The 23,981-nt window shown below is 71.4% G+C and carries 4 protein-coding genes; all 4 read right to left on the bottom strand.

Annotation, left to right across the window (positions count from 1 at the left end; translation table 11 throughout):
• Positions 1–4: 4 nt before the first annotated feature.
• Genes FOH10_RS04710 through FOH10_RS35440 form a run of 4 tightly spaced genes read right to left on the bottom strand, consistent with a single transcriptional unit; the run spans position 5 to position 23,973 of the window.
• Entirely contained in the window at positions 5–7,525 is a 7,521-nt protein-coding gene (locus FOH10_RS04710) for a non-ribosomal peptide synthetase (RefSeq protein WP_186000719.1), read from the bottom strand.
• Positions 7,522–17,763, bottom strand: coding sequence for a non-ribosomal peptide synthetase (locus FOH10_RS04705; protein ID WP_143979763.1), 10,242 nt, complete (start codon positions 17,761–17,763; stop codon positions 7,522–7,524). The genes FOH10_RS04710 and FOH10_RS04705 overlap by 4 nt, the downstream gene beginning before the upstream one ends.
• Positions 17,750–18,595, bottom strand: a complete 846-nt coding sequence (locus FOH10_RS04700) for a 3-hydroxyacyl-CoA dehydrogenase family protein (protein WP_244961620.1) — start codon at positions 18,593–18,595, stop codon at positions 17,750–17,752. Before FOH10_RS04700 ends, FOH10_RS04705 begins: the two co-directional genes overlap by 14 nt.
• Positions 18,592–23,973 (bottom strand): condensation domain-containing protein, encoded by a 5,382-nt coding sequence (locus tag FOH10_RS35440; RefSeq protein ID WP_244961618.1) that lies wholly within the window; start codon positions 23,971–23,973, stop codon positions 18,592–18,594. Before FOH10_RS35440 ends, FOH10_RS04700 begins: the two co-directional genes overlap by 4 nt.
• Between the last annotated feature and the right edge of the window lie 8 nt (positions 23,974–23,981).

Below are 23,981 nucleotides of genomic sequence, written 5' to 3'. Positions count from 1 at the left end.
GCCGCTACTCCCGAGCGTCCTCGTGGGTGCCGGTCGGCGGTTCGGCGCACAGCGCGTGCAGGGCGGTCGTCATCGCGGCCACCGTGGACTCCACCGTGCTGCGCTCGAAAAGCTCTGCGGCATACACCATCTCGCCCCGGATTCCGGCGTACTCGCCGTTCGGGCCGTATTCCTCGCGCAGGTTCAGCAGCAGTTCCCAGGGGGTGTGGCGGACCGGGACGGGGTGGTGGCGGATGGTGAGGCCGGTGTCGGCGGTGTCGATTCGGGTGCCGCGCAGGTAGGTCACCATGACCTGGAACAGGGGATGGTGGGTGCGGGAGCGTGGCGGGTTGAGCAGGGCCACGAGGTCGTCGAAGGGGAATTCCTTGTTGTCGTAGGCGGCGAGGACGCGTTCGCGGACCTGCGCCACCAGGTCGCCGGGGGTGGGAGCGGCGGACAGGTCGACGCGGACGACGGCGGTGTCGACCACGCAGCCCACCAGGTCGTGCAGGCCCGCGGTGTCCCGGGCGCTCAGGGCCACGCCGATGGGCAGGTCGGGGCCCGCGCCGCGATCGTGCAGGGCGAGGGCGAGGGCGGTGTGGACGAGCATGTAGACGCTGGCGCGGTGGGCGCGGGCGGTATGTGCGAGCTCGCGGTGGGTGGCGGCGTCCAGGTGGATGGGGAGCGACGCCGCGCTGTTGTCGCGGCGGCCCGCGCGGGGGCGGTCGGTGGGCAGCACCGGGTGTGGTGGCAGGCCGTCGAGTGCCGTGCGCCAGTAACGCGCCTGTCGTTCGAGGAGGGGGCCGTCGGCGTGCGTCAGTTGCCGGAGCCACAGCGTGTAGTCGGCGAATTGGGTTGCGGGAGCGTCCCATCGGGGCGGGTGGCCGACCGCCCGCGCGCGGTAGGCGGTGAGCAGGTCGTGCTGGAGCACGGCCAGGGATTCGCCGTCGCCCGCGACATGGTGCAGGACGCCGAGCAGGATGTGGTGTTCGGGGCCGGTGCGATAGAGGCGGATGCGCAGCGGTGGACGCGTGGTGAGGTCGAAGCCCACGGCGAGTTCGGCGTCCACCGCCCGGTCGACGCTGTCACCGGCGGGCAGGTCGACGATCCGGAAGTCCGGGTGTGCGGATGCCGCCGGCAGGATGTGCTGCACGGGCCCGTCCGTGCCGTACGGCAGGACGGTGCGCAGGATTTCGTGCCGTTCGACCACATCGGTGACCGCCGCCGCCACGGCCGTCGGATCGAGCGGCCCGGATATCTCGAGGCCGGTGGCGATCAGGTAGTCGGGGCGGTTGCCGCCGAGGTAGTTCACGGTCCACAGGCGTTGCTGGGCGGGTGCGAGCGGGATCGGATCGGTACGGCGCACGGCGGCAAGGCCGTTCGGGAGGCGTTCGGGCGCACGGTCGGCGAGCGCCTGCTCGAGTGCCGCGACGGTCGGCGACTCGAACAGGTCGCGCAGCGATACGGCGACCCCGAGCCGGGACCGCAGCGCCGCGACCACCCGGATCGCCGACAGCGAATTGCCACCGAGCGCGAAGAAGTCGTCGGTGACGCCGACCTCCGCAATGCCCAACGCCGCCGCGAACTCGCGCACGAGGACCCGCTGGCGCGGTGTGCCGGCCGGAATCCGATCACCGTTCGCGGGTGCGGGAAGCGCGTTCACGTCGATCTTCCCCATGGGCGTCAACGGCAGCGCGTCCAGGGCCACGATGGCCGAGGGCACCAGGTAGGACGGCAGCGTCGCCGCCAGCCGGGTCCGCAGCGCGGCGGTGTCGACCGTATCGGTGGCGACGATGTGCGCGATGAGCGACTGCCCGCTGGCGGCCCGGCGCGCGGTGACGATCGCGGCGTCGACGCCGGGCTCGCGCCGCAGCGCCGCCTCCACCTCACCCGGTTCGACGCGAAAACCGTTGACCTTCAACTGCCGATCGGCACGGCCGAGGAAGTGCAGCAGGCCGTCGGTGTCCCAGCGCCCGAGATCGCCGGTGCGGTACATGCGCCCACCGGCGGGCCCGAACGGGTCGGCGACGAAGCGCTCCGCGGTGTGGGCCGGGGCGCGGTGGTAGCCGTTGGCCAGTCCCGCCCCGGACAGGTAGATCTCCCCGGCGACACCGACCGGCACCGGTCGCAGCGCCGAGTCCAGCACCGCGACCCGGGTATTGTCGGCCGGACGTCCGACGGGTACGGGTCGGTCCGCCGCCATATCCGCCGGAATCGCGAAGCCGAGCGCGTAGCTCGTCGCCTCGACGGGTCCGTATAGATTCGTCACCACGGGCGGGCGCGCGCCGCGCCGTACCGTCGCGGCGGCGCGCGGCGGCAGCACGTCACCGGCGGACGCGATCATCCGCAGTCCGGCGAGCGCATCCGGTATCCGCTCGGCCAGCAGGTCGAACAGCCCGGCGGGCAGCATGATCGAGGTGACCTCGCCCGCGCGCAGGATCTCGGTGTAGTCGTGCACGTCGAGGACGCCGGGGCGGGCGATGACCGTCGTCCGTCCGGTGAGCAGCGGCAGCCACAGCTCCCAGACCACCATGTCCCAGTTGTGCGGCAGGTGCATGAGCATGCGCCGGTGCCCGTCGTCGCGGCCGATCCGGTCGCGGGCGCGGGCCACGATATTGCGATGGGTGACCTCGACGCCCTTGGACGCACCGGTCGAGCCGGAGGTGAACATGAGGGTGGCGACGGCATCGGCCGATACCTCTACGCCGAGGTTGCCGTCGTCGAATTCCGCTGCCGCGCCGTCGAGTTCGTGTAGCACCAGCTCGGTTTCGGTGAAGGCCAGCAGCCGTCGCACCTGCGCGGGCGGATAGCGGTCGCTGATCGGCACGCACAGTGCGCCCAGTTTGGCGATGGCGAGGAAGGCGACCACCAGATCGACCGACCGCGGCAGCGCCAGACCGATCGGCACACCGGGTCCCGCGCCGCGGGTGCGCAGCCACCGGGCGACCCGGTTGGCGCGCGCATTCAGCTCGGCGTAGGTGACTTCCGTTCCGTCGTACCAGAGGGCGATGTCGTGGGCGTGCTCCCGTACCGTCGTCTCGAAACACCGACCGAGGCCCGCGTTCTCGATATCGGTGTCCGCGCCGCGTCCGGCGGCCAGCAGTGCGGCGCGGCGGGCGGGCGGCAGCAGTTCGAGCCGACCGACCGGGGACGGGTGCGGCGCGGTCAGCGCCGCCGCGGCGGTGCGGATGCGCGCCCACAGCTCGTCGATATCGGCGAGGGCGTCGATGCGGTCCAGATGCGCGCCGATGCGGAAGTCCAGGTCCTCGGCTCCGGGCACCACGACCACGGTGAGCGGAAAGTGCGTGCCGCCGATGACATCAACGGAGGTGACCCGCACGTCGGCGTCCGAGCCGTCGAGCAGCGGGGTGTCGAACAGCGCGGTGTCGAGCGGGAAGTTCTCGAAGACGAGCGAGGTGTCGAACAGATCGCTCACCCCGGCCGCCGCCATGATGTCGGGCAGTCCGAGATGATCGTGGTCCATCAGCGCCACCCGGTCGCGCTGTATCCGCGACGCCAGTTCGAGCGGCGTCCCCGCGGGATGGCGGCGCACCCGCAGCGGCACGGTGTTCATGAGCAGTCCGACGGTGTCGTGCAGATCGCCGGTGTCGCGGCCGGAGACGGTGATGCCGAAGACGACGTCGTCGGTGCCGGTGAGGTCGGCCAGCACCAGCGCCCACAGGGCCTGGATCATCGTATTGAGGGTCAGGCCGTGCGCGCCGGCCCGCTCGCGCAGCGCGGTGACGACGGAGGCGGGCAGGGTGAACCGGTGTTCGGCGGGTCGCCGCCACCGCCCCGGGTCGGCGCGGGCGACCTTGCCGGGTTCGGCACCGCGCAGCGCCCGCGCCCAGGCCGCACGGGCCCGCTCGCGATCCAGGGTGGCGGACTGGTCGAGAAATGCGGCGAAGGCCGGGGCGGCGGGCAATCCGTGCCCGTAATAGCTCAGCAGCAGTTCGCGCAGCAGGATGCCCAGCGACCAGCCGTCGAGCAGCGCGTGGTGGTGGGTGATCAGCAGGGTGGCCGACCGGGGGCCGGTGCGCACCAGGGTGGCGCGCAGCGGTGGGGCCGCGAGCGGATCCATGCGAGCGTCCTCGGCCAGTGCCACGCGCACCGCGCCGTCCCATTCGGTGGACGGACGGTCAGGAGTCGCACGGTCGGCAGCCGCGCTGTCAGCGAGATCTACTACGCGCCACGGTGTTTCCAGGTCGGTTCGGATCTCGTACCGCGGGCTGTCACCGTCGACGACGAAGCGCCCCCGCAAGTGTGGATGCCGGTCGAGCACCGTGCGCAGGGCCGCGGCCAGCCGCTCCGCATCGATCGGGCCGTCCAGTGTCAGCACGGCCTGGACGAGATAGGGGTCCTCGCCCTCCCCCGCCTGGAACAGCGAGTGGAACAGCAGCCCGGCCTGCAAGGGTGTCGTCGGCAGGACGGTGCGGCCGTCCGGGAGAGCCGGATCGGGGCGGGCGGCGCTCGGCGGGAGCGGCGCGGCATCGCGGGCCAGTGCGCGAATGTGCTGTCGCTCGAACACATCCCGCGGCGTGAGGGCGAATCCGGCCGCGCGGGCGCGGTCCGCCAGCCGGATGGCGAGAATACTGTCACCACCGATGGCGAAGAACCCGTCCTCGGCCCCGAAATCGTCGTGCCCGAGCACCTCCGCGAATACCGCGTGCAAGCGCGTCTCGGCGTCGGTGCGGGGGCGGGCGTCGGGCGTGCCCGTGGCGGTGGCGAGTGCGCGCAGTCGGCGTTCGTCGACCTTGCCGTTGGGGGTCGTCGGTATGGCGTCGACGGGCACGATCGTGGCGGGCACCGCATGGGCGGGTAGCCGTTCGGCGATTCCCGTGCGCACCGCGCCGATATCGACGCCGTCCCCGGTGACGAAGGCCGCCAGCCGCCGATCCCCGGGCCCGCGCGCCACGGTCAGCACCACCGCCGCCCGCACGGCCGGGAGCGCGCACAACGCGGCCTCGATCTCGCCGGGCTCGATCCGGAAGCCGCGGATCTTGACCTGACGGTCGGCGCGCCCGAGGTACTCGAGCGTCCCGGACTCGGTCCATCGCGCGATATCGCCGCTGCGGTACATGACCGCGCCGGGTGCGCCGAAACGGTCGGCCACGAATCGGGCCGCGGTAACGGCCGGTCGGCGCAGGTACCCGGCGGCTACGCCCGGACCGGCCACATAGAGTTCTCCCGGCACTCCCGGCGGGCACGGGCGCAGGGCGGCATCGAGCACGTATACCGCCAGATCGGCCAGGGGCGTACCGATGTCGCCCGCCGCGGCGGCGTCGGCCAGGGTGGCGCCGGTGGTGAACACCGTGGTCTCGGTGATGCCGTACATATTGACCAGCCGCGGCCGTCGCGGATCGTGCCGCGACCACCACTCGGCCAGCCGCCACGGCTCCACCGGCTCCCCGCCGAAGATGATGTGACGCAGGGCGAGCCGGTCGCCGTCGACCGGTCGGTCCGCCTCGGCGTCGACCAGCATGCCGAATGCGGACGGCGTCTGATTGAGCACCGTAACCCGCTGTGCCACCAGCAGATCCAGAAAATCGCGCGGTGAACGCGCCACCTCGGCGTCGACCACGACGAGCTTGCCGCCGTGCGCCAGCGCCCCCCACATCTCCCAGACCGAGAAGTCGAATGCGGTGGAGTGGAACAGGGTCCAGACATCATCCGCGCCGAAGTCGAACCACGATCGGGTCGCGGTGAGCAGCCGGACCACGTTCGCGTGCGTGACCACCACGCCCTTCGGCGTCCCGGTGGTGCCGGAGGTGTGGATGACATAGGCGGGGTGCACCGGTCCGGGCCGTCGCGGCTGTCGGGGCGCGACCTGCGGCGGGTCGCCAATCCGCAGTACATGCCGCGCCGCAATGGATTCCGGAAGCAAGACGTCCGTCCCGGCGATGACAAGCGTCGGGGCCACATCGTCGACGATGGTGCGCAATCGCTGCTCCGGATAGGCCGGATCCAGCGGCACATACCCCGCGCCGGTCTTCAGCACCGCCAGGATCGCCACCACGAGATCGACCGAACGCGGCAGCGCGAGACCCACGAAATGCCCCGGGCCGACGTCGTATCCGGCGAGAACGCGGGCCAGCCGCTGTGCGCGCAGATCGAGTTCGCGATAGGTGAGCGCGGTATCGCCGTGCACCACGGCGGGAGCGGAGGCTTGCGCGACCGCCGTGCGCTCGAACAGATCGACCAGGGTGTCCGACGGTGCGACGGTGACCGCGGGTCCGGCCGGATCGGACACGGTCCGCAGTCGGGCCAGCGGACGGTCCCGCGGCGCGGCGGCCAGAGCGGCGAGGGTTTCGGTCAGCCGCCGGTGGTGTGCGGTCAGGTCGTCGTCGGAGTAGCGCAGGGTATTCGACTCGAGCACCACCGACAGCGTCGGATCACCGTTGTCGTAGAGGCTGATGTTCAGATTGTCGGAGCGCCCGGCGGCGAGATGGCGCAGGGCGGCCGGTTCGGAGCCGAAGCGCAGATCCTTCTGCATGGGCATCACATTGACGGTGGGGCCGATGACGCCGCCGCCGAGCCCGCTCGCGCCCAGCTCCGCGAGCATCTCACCGTACTGAAAACGCTGGTGGCGCAGGATGATCAGCGATTCCGCGCGCACGGCCGCGAGTAGATCGCCGACCGTGGCGGCCGGGTCGACCGTGATCCGCAGCGGGAGCACATTGGCGGTCATGCCGAGCGCGTGCCGGGAACGCTTGGCGGGGACGGCCAGACCGAGGGTGACCGTGCGGACCCCCGAATCAGCGTGCAGCAGTAGGGCGATGGCCGCGAAGGCCCAGACCGGCCACGGTGTTCCGGAGGATTCCGCGCGGGCGCGCAGCGCTTTCCACTCGGACTCGCCCAGCACACCGGCACGGCGGAGGAATCGCGCGCCATCGGTGATCGGCGGCGACCCGCCGAACTGCGGTGCGTCATAGGGTTCGTCGGTCGCGAGCCGATCCGCCCAGAACTCCCGGTCGGCCGTGAACCGCGTGGAGACGCGGAATCGCTCGTCCTCGGCGATCAGGTCGGCCACCCGGTCGAACACCGATTCCGCCACCCGATGCCCGCGCAGCAGCGCGGTGTAGGTGTCGGCCACGCGGCGAATGAAGGCGGCCGAGGACGCGCCGTCGAGGATCAGGTGGTGGGATCGGATGAACCACAGCGTGCCCGCATCGCCGAGGTCGAGCAGGTGATGTTCGAACAGCGGTGTACGGCTCAGGTCGAAGGGCCGGTCCAGGGCCGCGTCCATATGGCGCGCCGCCGCATCGTGCGGATCGGCGGCAGCACGAAAGCTGGTGCGGTGCAACGGCCAGTCGGGCAACTCCTCGACCACTTGCACAGCGGTGCCGTCGGCGGTGGTCTCGAAGCGCACCCGCAGGGTTTCGGCTCCGGCGACGACGATCCGCAACGCTCGCTCGAACACCGCGTCGTCGATCGCGCCGTGTATGTGCACGTAGCCGCCGACGATCAGGCGTCGGCCGGTGTCGTCGAGTTGCTGTGCGACCCAGACCTGTTGCTGTGCGCGCGTGAGCGGAAAGCGTGCGGTCACGCCAGCTCCTCGATCGTCAGGTGCGGGTCGCTGGCGATGGTGGTGAGCAGTCGCCGCATGGCGGCACCGATCTCGGCGATCTTCGCCAGATCGAAGACGTCGCACAGATAGCCTATTCGGACGCGCAGTTCGCTTCCCGGTTCCACGGTGACGGTCAGCGGATAGTGGGCGGCGTCGGTGACTTCCAGTCGCGCACCGGTCACGCCATCGACGGCGGCGGCCGCTGCGCTGAGCTGTTCGGTGTCCACCGGATAGGACTCGAAGGCGAGAACGGTATCGAACAGCGGGTCGCGGAACCCGGCGGCGGTGTGGATCTCGGTGAGGCCCAGCTGATGATGCTCGATCAGCTCCGCCTGTTCGGCCTGCACCGCCAGCAACAGGTCCGCCACGGACGTGCCCGCCACGATGCGCACCCGTACCGGCACGGTGTTGATACACAGTCCGACAATCGATTCCACGCCGGGCACCGTGGCCGGGCGCCCCGAGACGGTAGCACCGAACACCACGTCGTCGCGTCCGAGTGCGCGCCCCAGCTGGATCGCCCAGGTCACTTGCAGCACGGTGTTGACGGTGACCCCGAGTTCCGCGGCGGTGACGCCGAGTGCGGTGGTGGTCGCCGCATCGAGGGACCACCGGTGATCCGCCGTCGTCACCGCGCTGTCGTGGCTCCGGATCCCCGGGGCGACCAACGTCGGCGCGCGCACGCCATCCAGCGCCCGTCGCCAGGCTCGCGTGGCGACGACCGTATCTCGCCCGTGGTTCCAGGCGAGGTAGTCGCGGAAAGTGCCCGGCGGGGCAGGCAGCGACTCGTCGGTGGCGTAGAGCGCCAGCAGATCACGCAGCACCAGTGGGACGGACCAGCCGTCGAGCAGGATGTGGTGATACGTCACCACCAGAACGTGCTCCGCGTCGGCGACGCGGGCCAGCGTGAAGCGCAGCAGCGGCGGGTGGGCCGGATCGAATCGGCGCGCCCGCTCCCGCACGGCCAGCTCCGCCAGGTCGTGCTCCGTCTGCAGGGCCACGTCCCGCCAGGGCAGTTCGACCGTTTCGGGCACCACTTGCCGGGGCGTGCCGGCGGTGTCGAAAACGAAGGCCGCGCGCAGGTTCGGGTACCGCTCGAGAATGCGCTGCCCGGCCTGCCGTAACCGATCGCGGTCGATCGGCCCGCTCAGTCGCACGACCGTCTGCACGTTGTAGACGTCGGCGATATCGGTGTCTCCCGGCGCCGCGACGGTGGCGTGGAAGAGCAGACCGGATTGCAGCGGTGCGAGCGGCCACACCTCGGTGAGGCGCCCGTAGTCCCGCTCCCAGCCGAGGATGTCGTCATGGCGCACCCGCACCAGCGGGAAATCCGACGGGGTGTGCCCGCCGGCGTCCGCGGCGCGCGTGTGCGTCGCGATCGCGTCGAGCGCGGTCACCCACAGTCGGGCCAGTTCCGACACCTCCGTTTCGTCGAGAAGTGTGCTGGGGTAGGCGAATCCCGCGTGCAGGGTGGCGCCCGCCACGATCGCGTTCACTTCGAGCGCGGCCGCCGCGGGCAGATCCGGGTCGGGACGGGCGTCCGGTGTCGCGAACACCCCACCGTCCCGGTCCTCGACGCGGCCGAGGTAGTTGAAGGCGACCTGCCCGGGCATGGCGTCCGGAAGCTGTTCGCCCGTATCGGGATTGAGGTAGCGGAGCAGACCGTAGCCGATCCCGTGCTCGGGAACGGCGCGCAGTTGCTCCTTGATCGTCTTGAGCGCCGTCCCGGTCGCGGCGGTCCCGGCCAGCGCCGCGTCGATGCCGAGCTCGCCGAGGTCGAGACGCACCGGGTAGAGGGAGGTGAACCAGCCGACCGTGCGGGACAGGTCCGCACCCGGCGCGAGCTGCTCCGCGCGTCCATGACCTTCCAGCCGCAGCAGCGACACCGGGGCGTCCGTGCCCCGTCCGGCTCGCCATGCCGCGAGGGCGACGGCCAGCGCGGCGATCAGGATTTCGTCGACCCCGGCGTGGAAACGCGCGGTAGCGGTGCGCACCAGCGCCGCGGTGACCGCGTCGTCCACGGTGATGTCCACGGTCGCGAGGCGATCGGCGGTGTCGATGACGGGGTCGAGCGGCCGCACGGTCAGCGGCGGTTCGACCGTCGCGCAGACCCGCCGCCAGTGGGCGAGTTCGGCGATCCGGTCGGGTGCGTGCGCAGCGTCGAGCAGCGCGTGTGCCCAGCGCCGCATGGACGTGCCGACCGGCTCCAGCCGCGGCACGGCCCCCTGGGCGGCGGCCGCCAGCGCGGTGAACAGGTCGGGCAGCAGGATCCGCCAGGAGACGCCGTCCACGGCGAGGTGGTGCGCGCAGATGATCAACCGGTCCGGTCCGCTCCCCTGTTCCGGGGTGAGGTGGACGAACTGCACCATCACCCCGGCCGCGGGGTCGAGCCGGTCCAGCGCGGCGTCGACGGCCGTGGCGGTCAGCGTGCGCACGGCCTCCGAGTCGGTGGCGTCCACGGTGATGTGCCGCACCGACTCCGCGGCCGCGAGCGCGCCCACCGGTTCTGTCCGGAAGCGCCATTCACCGGACTCGTCGCGGAACAGCCTGGCGCGCAACATATCGTGGCGGTCGATGAGCGCCGTGGCGGCGGCGACCACATCGTCGTAACCGGTGCGCGCGGGCAGTTCGACGGTCAGTGTCTGGTTGACCCGGCGGAAGCCGCCGCCGCGTTCGATCAGCCACCGCACGACGGGCGTGAGCGGGATGTCACCGACACCGCCGCCCGGAAGTTCCGGCAACGCGTTCGGCACGTCGGCGTCGCTGCCCAGCAGCCTTGCGACAGCCGCGATCCCGGCGACCGTGCGGTTCTCGAAGATCTCGCGCGGGGTGACGTGCAGGCCGCGGGCGCGCGCCCGGGCGGCGAGTTGGATGGAGATGATGCTGTCGCCCCCGAGCGCGAAGAACGAGTCGTCCACGCCCGGCCGGTCGACGCCGAGCACTTCGGCGAAGAGGTCGGCCACCAGATGTTCGACCGGGGTGCGCGGAGTGCGGTCCGAGCGCGGGGCCGGGACCGGATCGGGAAGCGCCGAAAGATCCAGTTTGCCGTTGCCGGTCAGTGGGATCGCGTCGACCGGCACGATGGCAGCCGGTCGCAAGTACACCGGAAGGCGCTCCGCGAGGTGGGCTTCCAGTACGTCCACGATGGGCGTGGCTGTCGAAGCGGGCATCACGTAGGCGATCAACCCATCGGCCCCGGAAGGAGCGGTGCGGACCACGGCGACCGCCCGCGACACCGACTCGTGTTCCAGCAGTACGGCTTCGACCTCACCCGGCTCGATGCGATAGCCGCGAATCTTCACCTGGTGATCGGCGCGGCCGAGGTATTCGAGCTGTCCGTCGGCATTCCAGCGCGCCAGATCGCCGGTGCGATACAGGCGAGCGCCGGGCGCACCGATCGGATCGGCCACGTAACGTTCGGCGGTGGTCGCCGGGCGAGCATGGTAGCCGCGGGCGAGTTGGATGCCGGACAGATAGAGCTCACCCCGGACACCGACCGGAGTCGGTCGCAGCCGGGAATCCAGCACGCGCACGGTCATTCCCGGCAGGCCACGGCCGATCACACTGGCCCGCGTCGACTCGGCGTGTGCCCGCCCCACCACGAAGTGGGTGGCGTGCACGGTCGCCTCGGTGATGCCGTACAGATTCGAAATCCGGGTTGCCCCGGCCGGATCGGTGTCGTACCACGCCCGCAGCCGTCGCGGGTCCACCGCTTCGCCACCGAGCACGATCTGCCGCAGCGCCGGTGCGGCGGTGCGACCGAAACCGGAGTCCAGCAGTGCCGAGAAGGCCGACGGGGTCTGGCTCAGCACCGTGACGCGCTCACGGGCAAGCAGTTCGGCGAACTCGCCGGGCGACCGTGTCAGTCCGTCCTCCACGACGACGAGCGTGCCGCCGCCGGACAGCGCGCCCCACAGCTCCCACACCGAGAAGTCGAAGGTGTGCGAGTGGAACATGGTCCACACATCGGTGTGATCGGCGCCGACCAGGGTTCGGGCGGCGGTGAGCATGCCGACCACATTGCGATGGGTGACGCACACCCCCTTCGGGCGGCCGGTGGAGCCCGAGGTGTAGAGCACGTAGGCGGTATCGTCCGGACGTGGCGGCAGCGGAACGCGATCGGCCGCCGCTGTCGTCCCTCCGTTTCGTGCCGACCCACCTACCCGGTCGCGCCCGGCAGCTGCCGAGCCGTCGCGGGCTCCCGTGCCGGCGGAATCCTGCGCGGCGGCTATTTCTCCGGCCCCGTCGAGAACCACCTGCGGCAGCCCGTGCGCGGGCAGCGCGGCGTGATCGGCCACGGAGGTGACGACGCAGACCGGATCGGTTTCGGCGAGTACGAATTCCAGGCGTCGCGTCGGATCGCCCGGATCCAGCGGTACGTATCCCGCCCCGGATTCGAGCACGCCGAGCAGCGCCACGATCAGTTCGACGGAGCGTGAGACACCGACGGCCACCAGCGATCCGGCTCCGACGCCGCGGACGGCGAGGGCCCGCGACAGCGCCGCGACGGCCGCACCGAGGGCGCGGTAGGTCAGGGTGCGGTCCCCGCAGCGCACCGCGACGGCGTCGCCGCGCGCGGCAACCTGGGCGCGAAAGAGGTCGACCAGGGTCGCTTCCGGCAGCCGCACGGCCGGACGCTGCCAGTCCCGCAGCACGCGAAGCCGCTCCGCCTCGTCGAGCACCTCGATGTCGGACACCGCGGTCGCCGGATTCGCGGCGAGCGCCTCCAGTACCCGGGCGAACCGCTCACCCAGACGCACCACGGTGGCCTCGTCGATCTGATCCGGCCGCCAGCCGGTGAGCAGGTGCAGCCGGTCGGTCTGCCGAACGGTCAGCGTGAGCGGGTAGTGCGTCGCCTCCCGGGAGCGCACCCCGGTGATGGTGAGGTCGGCGTAGGCGAGGGCGTCCGCGCGCAGCTGTGCCGCGTCGACCGGATAGGACTCGACGACCACGAGGGTGTCGAACAGTCCGGTCTCGCCGAAGCCGGTCTGTGCGCCGATCTCGGGCAGGCCCAGGTGATGGTGCGCCGTGAGCCCGAACTGTTCCCGCTGCACGCGGCGCAGCAGTGCGCCCACGGACTCCCCCGGCAGCAGACGAATCCGCACCGGGATCGTATTGATGAACAGCCCCACCATGTTCTCGACGCCCGCGAGTTCGGCTGGACGACCCGAGACCGTGGTGCCGAAAACGATGTCGGTGCGATCGACGGTGCGCGACAACAGAATCGCCCACGCTGCCTGGACGACGGTGTTGACGGTCACCTCGAGCTCGGATGCCAGGCGGTGCACCGCACGGGTACGGTCCTCGTCGAGGTCGAACGCCCGCTCCCGGGGCAGGGCCGCGGGGGCTGGCGCGATGGCGTCACCCGTGAGCAGTGTCGGCTCCGCGAGCTCCGCCAGCGCCGGCGCCCATGCCTGTCGGGAGGCCGAGTCGTCCTGTCGGGAGCGCCATTCCACGTAATGGCGGTACGGGCGCGGCGATTCGAGCTCGAAACCGGCGTAACCGGCCATGATCTCACGCAGCAGCAGCGGAATGGACCAGCCGTCGAGCAGCAGATGATGGCAGGTCACCGCGAATTCGGTGCGGCCGTCCGCGAGGCGGAGCAGCAGGAAGCGCAGCAGCGGCGGCGCGGTGAGATCGAACGGTGTGGTGCGGTCGGCGTCGAGCAGGCGGTCGTAGTCCTCGGCCGCCACCGTCAGGTCCACCTCATGCCACGGCAGGACCGCATCGCCGGTGACGATCTGGACCGGCGCGCCGTCGCTGGCGACCTCGAACGCGGTGCGCAGGTTGGCGTGTCGATCCAGCACCGCCGCGGCCGCGGAACGCAGCCGCGCCGCGTCCACCGCTCCCTCCAGGCTCAGCACCAGCTGCACCGTGTACACATCCACCGTGCCCGGATCGAACAGGGCGTGGAACATCATGCCCGCCTGCAACGGTGTGACCGGCCATACCTCCCGCAGTGTCGGGTACCGCGCCTCCCAGGTATCGATATCGCCCTGGGAGACGACCGTCAGCGGGAAATCGGACGGGGTGTATCCGCCGCGGGTGCGCGGGTCCCGCGCATGCCGGGCCACGGCGGCGAGCGCCGCCCGCCAGAGCTCGACCAGTTCCGCACCGTCGGCGTCACCGAAAATGCCGCGCGCGTAGCCGAAGCTGGTCACCAGGCGGTTGCCGAGGACGATGGAGTCCACCTCCACCGCTCCCAGCGCGCCGCGGCGGGAGTCGGGCCGGATGATCAGCCTGCCGAATTCGGTGGACGGCAGGAAGCCGATTCCGGCCAGTTCGGCGGGAATGTCGAGCCCGGTGATGTGCCCGAAGTAGTTGAACGAGATCTGGCCGGGCTCGCCCGACGGCAGCGCGGCGGCGGTGTCCGGGTTGAGGTGGCGGAGCAGACCGAAGCCGAAACCGTTGTGCGGCAATGCCCGCAGCTGTTCCTTGACGGCTTTGAGGGCGTGTCCCATGGCGGGTCCACCGGCGAGGGCGTCGTCGAGATCCACGCCGCTCAGGTCCAGTCGAGCCGGGACGATGGAGGTGAACCAGCCGACGGTGCGGGACAGTTCCGTCCCGGGTACCGCGTCCTGTTCGCGGCCGTGGCCCTCCAACCGCAGCAGTACCGTGCGTTCGTCCTCGTCGCGCCGGGCGCGCCAGCGTGTCACCGCCAGCGCGAGCGCCGTCAGCAGGGCGTCGGCTACCCGGGCCCGGTAGCGGTCGGGAATGGCGGTGAGCAGGGCCTCGGTATCGGCCTCGTCGAGTTCGACACTGGTGTGCGCCACCTCGGTGGCCATATCGAGGTGTGGGTCGAAGGGCCGGTCGCCGAACGATGGATCCGGGCCGGTCACGATCTCGCGCCAGCGCGGCAGTTCGGCGGTCACCGATTCGCTGTGCGCGGTGTCGACCAGCGCGTGCGCCCAGCGACGCATGGACGTACCCACCGCGGGCAGCCGAGGCGTGGTGCCCGCTGCGACGGCCGCCCAGGCGGCGATGAAATCGGGCAGCAGGATGCGCCAGGAGACGCCGTCGACGGCGATATGGTGCGCGGCGATGATGAGCAGGCCGGGGGCGGTCGCCGAATCCGGTGTCAGCCAGACGAATCGCAGCACCTCGCCGGTGGACGGGTCGATGCGGTCGACGGCCCGGTTAACCTCGGCCGTGGCCAGGGCCAGCAGGTCGTCGTGTCCGAGATCGGCGGCGTGCTCCACCCGGTGGATGCGGGAGTCCACGTCGACGCTGCCGGGTGGGGTCACCAGGACGCGCCAGTCGCCGGAGTCGTCACGGTAGAGGCGCGAGCGCAGCATGTCGTGGTGGTCGACCACCGCCGTGATGGTGGACACCAGTGCGGCGCGGTCGATTCCGGCGGGCAGTTCGAGGGTCATGGACTGGCAGAAGCGGTCGAAGGTGCCGCCGCGCTCGACCAGGAACCGGATGACCGGCGTGAGCGGCAGTTCGCCGACACCACCGCCCGGCAGCTCGGCGAGCGGTGGAACCTCCTCCACACCAGCGGTTTCGGCGATGGCCGCCAGCCGGGCGACGGTGCGGTGTTCGTACACCTGCTGCGCGGTGACGGCGACGCCGCGGGCCCGTGCCCGGGAGACCAGCAGAATGGACATGATGCTGTCGCCGCCGAGCGCGAAGAAGGATTCGTCGACGCCGATGCCGTCGCGGCCGAGCACCTCGGCATAGGCTGCGGCCAGGGCGGTTTCGGTCTCCGTGCGCGGAGCGCGGAAGGCCACCGGCTCGACGTCGGGGACGGGCAGCGCCGTGCGGTCCACCTTGCCGGAACGGTTCACCGGGAACTCGGCGAGCCCGATGATCGTCGCGGGCACCAGGTGCCGGGGCAGCAGGTCGCGCAATCGCTGGTCCAGGGCGGCGGTGTCGATGCGGTGACCGGCGGCCGGGGTGACATAGGCGACCAGTCGGCCACCGGAATCGCCGCCGTGCGCGACCGCGACCGCCTGTGCCACGGATTCCTGTGCGGTGAGCGCTGCTTCGAGTTCACCGAGTTCGATGCGGATACCGCGCAACTTCACCTGGAAGTCGGCGCGGCCGAGGTATTCGAGCTCGCCGCGTCCGGTCGACCGCACGATATCGCCGGTGCGGTACAGGCGCTGGCCGGGACCGCCGAAGGGGTCGGCGACGAAACGGGCCGCGGTGAGCGCGGCGCGGCGTACATAGCCGCGGGCGAGGGTCGCGCCGCCGAGGTACAGCTCGCCCGGTAGGCCGGTCGGCACGGGGCGCAGGCAGGCGTCGAGCACGTGGGCGCGGACGCCCCACGCGGGTGCGCCGATCGGCACCGCGGCGGTGTCGTGCTCGCCGACGGCATGCCGGGTGACGGCGATGGTCGCCTCGGTCGGGCCGTAGAGATTGTCGACGTGCGCGCCCGGTGCGACGGTGGGCAGGGTGGCGGCGAGGGCAGGGGTCAGCGCCTCACCGGCGAGCAGCACCCGGCGCACGCTCGGTGCCAGCGGTGCGGGCACGGCGCGCCGGTGCGCGGTGAGCGTGGACGGTGTGAACTGCACCGTGGTGACGTCGTATTCGGTGATGGTGCGGGCCAATTCGGCCGGGTCGCCGTACCTGCCGGAACCTTCGATCACCAGTCGCGCCCCGGTGGTGAACGGCCACAGCACTTCCCAGGCCGAGACGTCGAAGGTCAACGCGGTCTTGCGCACCACCGCGTCGGTATCGTCCAGCGGGTGCAGCCGCCGCATCCAGGCGAGGTGATTGCGGACGGCGGCATGGGTGACGCCCACGCCCTTGGGTTCGCCGGTGGAGCCGGAGGTGAACAGCACGTAGGCGAGGTGGTCCGGACGCAGCGGGGCGATGCGGTCGGCATCGGTAATTGTGGTGTCCGCTTCGCCCGCGAGGTCGAGTTCGTCGATGTGGATGACGCGGACACCGGCCGGGGCCTCGAATCCGGCCGCCCGCGTGGTGAGTACGCAGTTCGGGCGTGCGATATCGAGGGTGCGGGCGTGCCGGGCACGCGGGTGTTCCGGATCGAGCGGCAGATACGCGGCACCGGTCGCCACCACCGCGTGGACCGCGAGGATCTGTTCCGGCGAGGGGCCGATGGCGATTCCCACCAGCTGTTCCGGCCCGGCTCCCAGGGTGATCAGCTTGCGCGCCAGTCGATTCGAGTCGCGATGCAGCTGCGCGTAGGTCATGCGGGTGTCGGACCCGACGAGCGCGATCGCCTCCGGTGACCGGGTCGCCTGCGCGGCGAAGAGATCGGCGAGAGTGGCGGGGGTAGCGCTCTCTGCCGGGGGCTCGTCGCCGATGAGGTGGTCGATCTCGTCCGGCGCGGCGATATCCACCCGCGCGATGGGCGTGTGCGGCGCGTGGGCCAGCCGCCCCAGCAGCCGGCCGAAGCGGTCTCGGTGGGAGCGCGGTGCGCCGGGAACGGCGATCCGCCAACCGCCGTCCGCCCGATCGTCCACGCATACGATGAAGGCGTCCCCGCTCCCGGACCAGGCCGAAATCCGTGCCGCCTCGATCCCGTCGGCAGCGGAGCCGCCCAGCATGCGCACGGCCAGCGGCCACCGCCCGTGCACCGGCGCATCCGGCCACGGCTCGTCGATATCCGGGAGATAGCGGTGCCTGCGCGCCTTGCGCAGCTCCCGCCCCACCAGTCGGGCAATGGCATCGAACCCGGCCCCCGGCGGCACCGGAATACGCAGCGGCACAGCGGTATCCCCGTTGTCCAGTGCGACGACGACGGAATCCGCCATGGCGAGCCGAGTCCCGTACACCGCCAGCGCGGCCAGCACCACCGCCGGTGTTCCGCCCCCACAGGCACGCGCCAGCCTGGTGAGTTCCCGCGACCCATCCACGGCCGCCCACAGCGGCGCGGCCGAATCGCCGAGCGTAGCCCTATCGAGCGTCGTAGTCGCGGAACCACTGTCCGCCGCGGCGTGCGGGTTCGGCGCTGCGATGCGACCGGACTCCTCCCTCGTGGGCTGGCGCACGGTGACATCGACTGTCGTCGTGTGAGATGTTCCGGGTGGCGATGGCCGTGTGGTCGCCTGGGACTCGGCGGAGTGGTTCGCGGGCATCGCGTCATCCGCCGTCGCGGGCGGTGGCGCGGGGAGAGGTTCGGGGCGGGCGGCGGTGGCGAGGGCGTGTTCCCAGTACTCGCGGTCGGCGGCCCACGCGCCGGATTCGCGGTATCCGCGTTCGTCTTCCCAGCGGTCGGCGGACGCGCCGCTCAGGTCAGCGATAGTCATGGAATCCTTGTCCGGTCTTGCGGCCGAAATGTCCGGCGGTGACGAGCGCCGCGAGCGCGGGCGGCACCCGGTAGTGCTGCTCGCCCGTCTCGCGCCGCAGCACCTCGATGGTGTCGGCGACGTTGTCCAGGCCGATCAGATCCGCGGTGCGCAGCGGACCCATGCGATGGCCCAGGCATTGTTCGAAGAGGTCGTCGACGGTGGCGGCGGTCTCGCCCGCGTCGAGCAGGGCGGCGGCCTCCGCGATGCTCAGCATGAGCAGCCGGTTCAGGACGAAGCCGGGGCGGTCGCCGACCACGATCGGCTGCTTGCCGAGTGCGGTGAGCAGATCGGTGGCGCGGGCCATGGTGTCGGGCGAGGTGGCCGCACCGCGCACGACCTCCACGGCGTCGGTCAGTGGGGCCGGATTCATGAAGTGCAGGCCGAGCACCCGGTCCGGGCGGGCGGTCGCGGCGGCCAGCCGGGCGATGGGAATGGCGGAGGTGATGGAGGCGAGCACGGTGTCGTCGGGACACACGCGGTCGAGGTCGGCGAACAGCTTCTCCTTCAACTCGATCCGCTCGACGGCGCATTCGATGACGAAGTCGGCCGCGTCGAATTCGTCGATGGTGTCGGACCAGCGCACCCGGCGGGCGGTGTCGAGCGCGGTGCGGCGATCACCGCGGCCCAGCAGCAGGGCCAGGCGCACCGCCTCGTCGAGTCCGCGGCGCGCCCGCTCCACGGCGGTCGGATCGGGTTCGACCACGATCACCTCGCGCCCGGCCTGCGCGAGGCATTGTGCGATGCCCGCGCCCATGGTGCCAGCGCCGAGCACACCCACGACTCCGGTCACCGGATCACCTCCGCTTCGGCGATGCGACGCACCGCGATATCGGGCACCGGATCCTCCGGCGTCTCCCGCAGGCCCCGCAGCAGGCGGACCAGATCGGCGAGCAGCTGCCGTGCGGTCGATTCGTCGAAGAGTTCGGTGGCGTACGACAGTTCCAGCACGGAGAGGTCATCGGTTGCCCGATCGAGCGCCAATTCCGTTGTTTCGGTAGGGGTATCGCCGAAGCGCAGGGCTGCGGCACCGGCGGGCCCCGCCGGTGCCTCCAAGGTTGCGGCGGCCCGCGCGCACAGGTCGGATCCGGTGGGCTCGTCGGCGAGGTCCATGCGGGCCACGCCGTTCGGCAGCGCCACGGCCACCTCGTCCGAACCGGAGTACCAGCTCAGCAGCGCCACCCAGGCGGCGAGCAGGTCCGCGTCCGCGGGCGCGGACTCCAGCCGCTCGCGCACCACGCCGGGCGTGTAGCCGGTATGTGTTCCGCGCGGGCGGTCCGTCGGAATATCCAGTGCCGCCGTCTCTTCCGCCTCGGCCAGCGGTGCGGGCGCGGGGGCGATCAGCTCCTCGATCGACCGTTCCGGGGCGGAATCCACCACCTCGGTGAGGATGTCGAGGTAGGCGGCCGCGAAGCCCGCGGCGGTGCGCTGCGTGAAGAGTTCGGTGCTGTACTCGAAGCAGGCCAGCATGTCGTGGTCGTCGCTGCGGTCGTAGGTGATCAGGCTGAGGTCGAATTTCGCGGTGCCGGGCGGCAGTCCACCGAAGGCGTTGTGAATCGAGTGCTCCAGGTCGAAGAACTCCGTCTCCTCCCCGCTGAGCGGATTGGCCGCGCCGGTACTGGTGAGGTCCTGGTGGACGTAGAGCACATCGAAGATCGGGGTGCGGGACAGGTCGCGCTGATCGTCGAGCGCGTGCACGACGCGCTCGAAGGGGATCTCCTGATTCTCCAACGCTCCCAGGACGATCGCGCGCACCCGCTCCAGCATGTCGGCCAGCGTGGCGGGACCGGAGAGGTTGGCGCGCAGGGCAACGGTGCTGTTGAAGAAGCCGATGAGTCCCTCCAGCTCGCGGCGGGTCCGACCGGTCGTAGGCGTGCCGACGACGAGATCGCGCTGCCCGCTGCGCCGGGCGAGCAGCAGATAGAAGGCGGCCAGCAGCACCACGAACAGTGAGACCGATTCCCGTTTGGCGACGGTGCGGGCCGCGGCGAGCAGCGCCGCCGGAACCGTGAACGGCTCCAGTTCACCGGTGAACGTCTTGCGGGCCGGACGCGGGAAGTCGGTGGGCAGCCGCAGTTTCGGCGCATCACGCAGCACGTGCACCCAGTAGTCCAACTCGTGGTCGAGGGCACCGGAATCGAGCAGCTCGCGATGCCAGCGCGCGTAATCGCGGTAGCGGATCGGCAGCGGCTCCAGTTCGGCGGTGCGCCCCTCCTGTCGCGCGGCGTAGAGCACCGGGATCTCGCGGGCGAGAATCCCCGGGGTCTGGCCGTCGGTGACGCAGTGGTGGCAGACCACCTGTAGCACATGGGTATCGGCGCTCAGTGTCACCACGAGCACCCGCACCATCGGGTCGCGGGCCAAGTCGAATGGCCGGACGGCGGCCTCCTGGATGAGCGCACGCGCCCGGGCGACCGGATCGGGGTCGCCGGAGACGTCCACGACACGGAAGAAGTCCACCAGCGCGGGGCGCACCCGCACCGCCGGGAGGCCGTTCTCCTCGACCAGGTTGTAGCGCAACGGTTCATGGCGCTCGGCGAAATCCTCGAAGGTGCCCTTGACGGCGTCGATATCGATCGGCCCGCGCAGCAGGTTGACCACCGGGTAGTTGTAGAGGGTGGTGTCGGGCACGAGCTGGTGGTGGAACCACATGCGCTCCTGTCCGGGCGACATGACCAGCTCATCGGTGCGGGTGATGGGCGGCACCCCGCGCACCGCCGGGCTCGCCGCGGGCTCCGCCGTGCGCGCACCGGTACGCAGCAGGTCGGCGAAATCGGCGACCGTGGGCCGCTCGTACACATCGAGCAGCTTGGGCCGGAACCCGAACGTCTCCTCCACCCGCTCGACCAGCTGCACGGCGATGATCGAATTGCCGCCGACGTCGAAATAATCGTCGTCCGGCCCGATCTCGGCCTCCGCATGCAACAGCTCACGCAGCACGCCACTCAGCCACGCGGTCGCATCCTCGGGTACGGGCGTGCGCCGGGTGCGGGCGGCAGCCTCGTCGGACGCGCTCGCATCGGCAGGGGCGGCGGTCACCGCGCCCACCGTCGCAGCGACATCGGCAGCGGTCGCAGTCCCGCCGACACCGGCAGCAGCAATCGCAGTCGCGGGCACTCCGGTATCCGTCACGGTCCCGCCACTACCAGCACCCGTCGCAGTCGCGGCTGGGTCGCTGACGGAAGCGGTCTCGGTCGCGCGGGTCGTGGCGGCATCGGACGCGGCGGGAGTGGTGGCTGCACCGGTCGAGGTGGGGGCGGCGGCGGTGGGAAGATCTACCCAGCATCGTGTTCCGTGCATCGGATGTCCGGGCAGTCGCACCCGGCGGCCCTCGACCGCCTGCATCCCCCAATCGAGGTCCACCCCCCGCTCGTAGAGACGGGCCAGGATGCCGAGCGGTCCGCCGGAATCCGGCGCGCCGAACAGCACTTCCGCATCGGAGCGGTTTGCGAGATCCTCGGCCAGGAAACGACCCAGCACACCGTCCCGGCTGGGGTCGACGAAGACCACCGAGCCGTCCCGCAACAGAGTCTCCGCGGCGGTACGCAGCCGCGCCCGGTCCACCGTGGGTGTCGCCGCCGCGGCGGCCAACTCCCCCGCATCCACCCTCTCGCGCGAACCCAGCAGATAGCGAGCGAGGAACTTCGACGCTCCTCCGCTGAGCACCGCTCCGAACCGAATCCCCCAGTCGCGCAGCAGGTCATGAGCCGCGAGCTGCCCGGCGAGCGCATCCGCGACCGCGCCGACGGCAGGCAACTGCACGGGCAGCGAGGCCCCCGCCGAGTGCGTAGGCCCCTCTCCGACCGCCCCACTCGCATCGACGGAACCTGCTGCGGTCGAATGCGTTCCTTCGGCACCCGCACCGGCCCCGACGCGCGGATCAACCGGCGTCGCACCCGGCGAGAGCAGCAGCGCCACTCGCGGCGCGGCCGGCCGCGCGCCGGCCTGATCGACGGCGCTACCGCGCATGTCGAGCGCATCCGCCAATTCGGCATTGCCGCTTGCGGTTACCGCGACACGGTGTCCGAAGTGCGCCCGGCCCCGACCGAGGGTGTGCGCGACATCCGCGAATTCGACCGCACCGCCCCGCACATGTCGCGCGAGCGTGCCACAGAGTTCCGCCAACGCGGCGGGAGTTCGAGCCGACACCCCGACGAGCCGCCGAACCGGCGCACCGTCCACCCGCCCGACATCATGCGGCAAACGTCCGCCCTCGAGGTCCGCGTTCCGCCCTCGGCCGACGTCATCCGCCAGCACCCGACCGTTCTCAGCGGGACCCGCACACAGTGACCGCCCGCCTTCCTCGCTCCGCCCCCGTCCGGCACTGTGTCGCAGGTCCGCATTCGCACGGTCGACGAATTCTTCCGGTCGCAGCGCGCCCCGCGCTCCCGAACCACCGCTGGTCGCTCGCGGCACCTCACCATTCGTGGTCAGCACCCCCGCCTCGCGGTCCCGCGGCACGACATCATCCACCGGTGGATGCCCATCCGCCCCACTCACCGCCCGTCCGACATCCTCGGTGCGGGTCCGCCCAACCATCCCGGGCTGCCCGACATCCGACCGCTGTGGGGAGTCGGCGGGCGCACGGTTGCCGGAGGCTGCCGGTGGCAGCGCACCCCGCTCCGCCGTGCCACCGCTGTTCGACTGGGGCACATCGTCATTCGCGGCCAGTGCCCCCGCCGCGCGCACGTGCGGCACGGTGCCGTCCGCCCTCGGACCCGGATCGGTCGCCGGTAGCGCAGTGGTCGGCGACGGCATTGCCACGGCAGACCCGGCGGTCGTGCGGGCCGCGATATCGGGGCGCGGCTCGGCGTCGTCCGGCGGCGGGGCCACGCACTCGACCCGTTGTCCTCGATCGCCTGTCAGGGCCGTCTGCGCCACGGTTGCGGGCGCAGGTTGGCGCGCGTCCGGCGCTTGCTGGATGACGCAGTGGGCGTTCGCGCCGCCGAGGCTGTAGGAGCTCACGCCCGCCAGGCGGGGGGTGCCGCCCGGCCAGGGGCGCGGCGTAGTGACCACTTCGATTCCGGCGGCGGCCAAGTCGAGGTCGCCGGTGGGGCGGTGGAAGTGCAGGGACGGGAAGAGTTGACCGTGGGCGACGGAGAGGACAGCTTTGACCAGGCCCGCTACTCCGGCGGCGTGATCGAGGTGGCCGATATTGGTTTTGACCGAACCGATCGGCAGTGGTGTGTCGCGGTCGGCGAAGGCGGTGCGCAGGCCCTCGAGTTCGACGGCGTCGCCCAGGCGGGTGGCGGAACCGTGTGCCTCGAGGTACCCGGCGGTGCGGGGGTCGACTCCCGCCTTGCGCCAGGCGCGGTCGATAACCCTGGCCTGGGTGGCGGCGCTCGGGGTGCTGATGGTGGCGCTGGAGTGTCCGTTGTGCAGGACAGCGCTGCCGCGGATGACGGCGTAAATCGGTGCGCGGTCGGCGCGGGCGCGCGCGAGGGTGGTCAGCAGCAGGGCCGCGCCGCCCTCACCGGGGACGGTGCCGTCGGCGTCGGAGTCGAAGGCTCGCACCTGGTTGCCGGGTGAGGCGATCTCGGTCATGGTCCGCGCGGTCCAGGCCGGGGAGCCGCCCGCGCGTACGCTCACACCCCCGGCGAGCGCGTAATCCGCGTCGCCGCCACGCAATTCCCGGCAGGCGTGGTGCACGGCGATGAGGGAGGCGTTGCAACCGCTGTCGACGGCGTAACACGGACCGTCGAAACCCAGCAGATGCGCGATTCGGGCCGGGGTGGCGAAGGGCAGATTGCCCAGCATGGCGAGCGGTCCCGGATCGACGGCCATGGCGTGATAGCCGGGCATGGGCGCGCTGAACACCACCGCCGTGCTCGCCGACCGCAGGGTGTCGGGGGCGTATCCGGCGTCCTCGACGGCGCGGTAGGCGAGTTCCAAGGCGATCCGCTGTTGCGGATCCATCAGCGCCGCTTCGCGTTTGGACAGCCCGAAGAAGGCGTAGTCGAAGGTGTGGATATCGGTGAGGTGGCCCATGGGCAGGTACCGGACGCGGCGGTCCAGGCCGGTCGCCTCGGCGCGGGAATCCGGCATGGGGCCGATGGAATCGCGTCCGGCGGCGAGATTGGCGCGGAACTCGTCCAGGTTCGCCGCGTCCGGGAAGCGCGCGCCGATCCCGATGATGGCGATGTCGTCGTCACGTAATGCTGGCGTGGTCACGATGTCCT

It is taken from the genome of Nocardia otitidiscaviarum, assembly GCF_007362295.1.
GTDB lineage: Bacteria > Actinomycetota > Actinomycetes > Mycobacteriales > Mycobacteriaceae > Nocardia > Nocardia otitidiscaviarum.
Note: the sequence above shows the minus strand (reverse complement) of the source record. Positions and strands in the feature narration are given on the sequence as shown.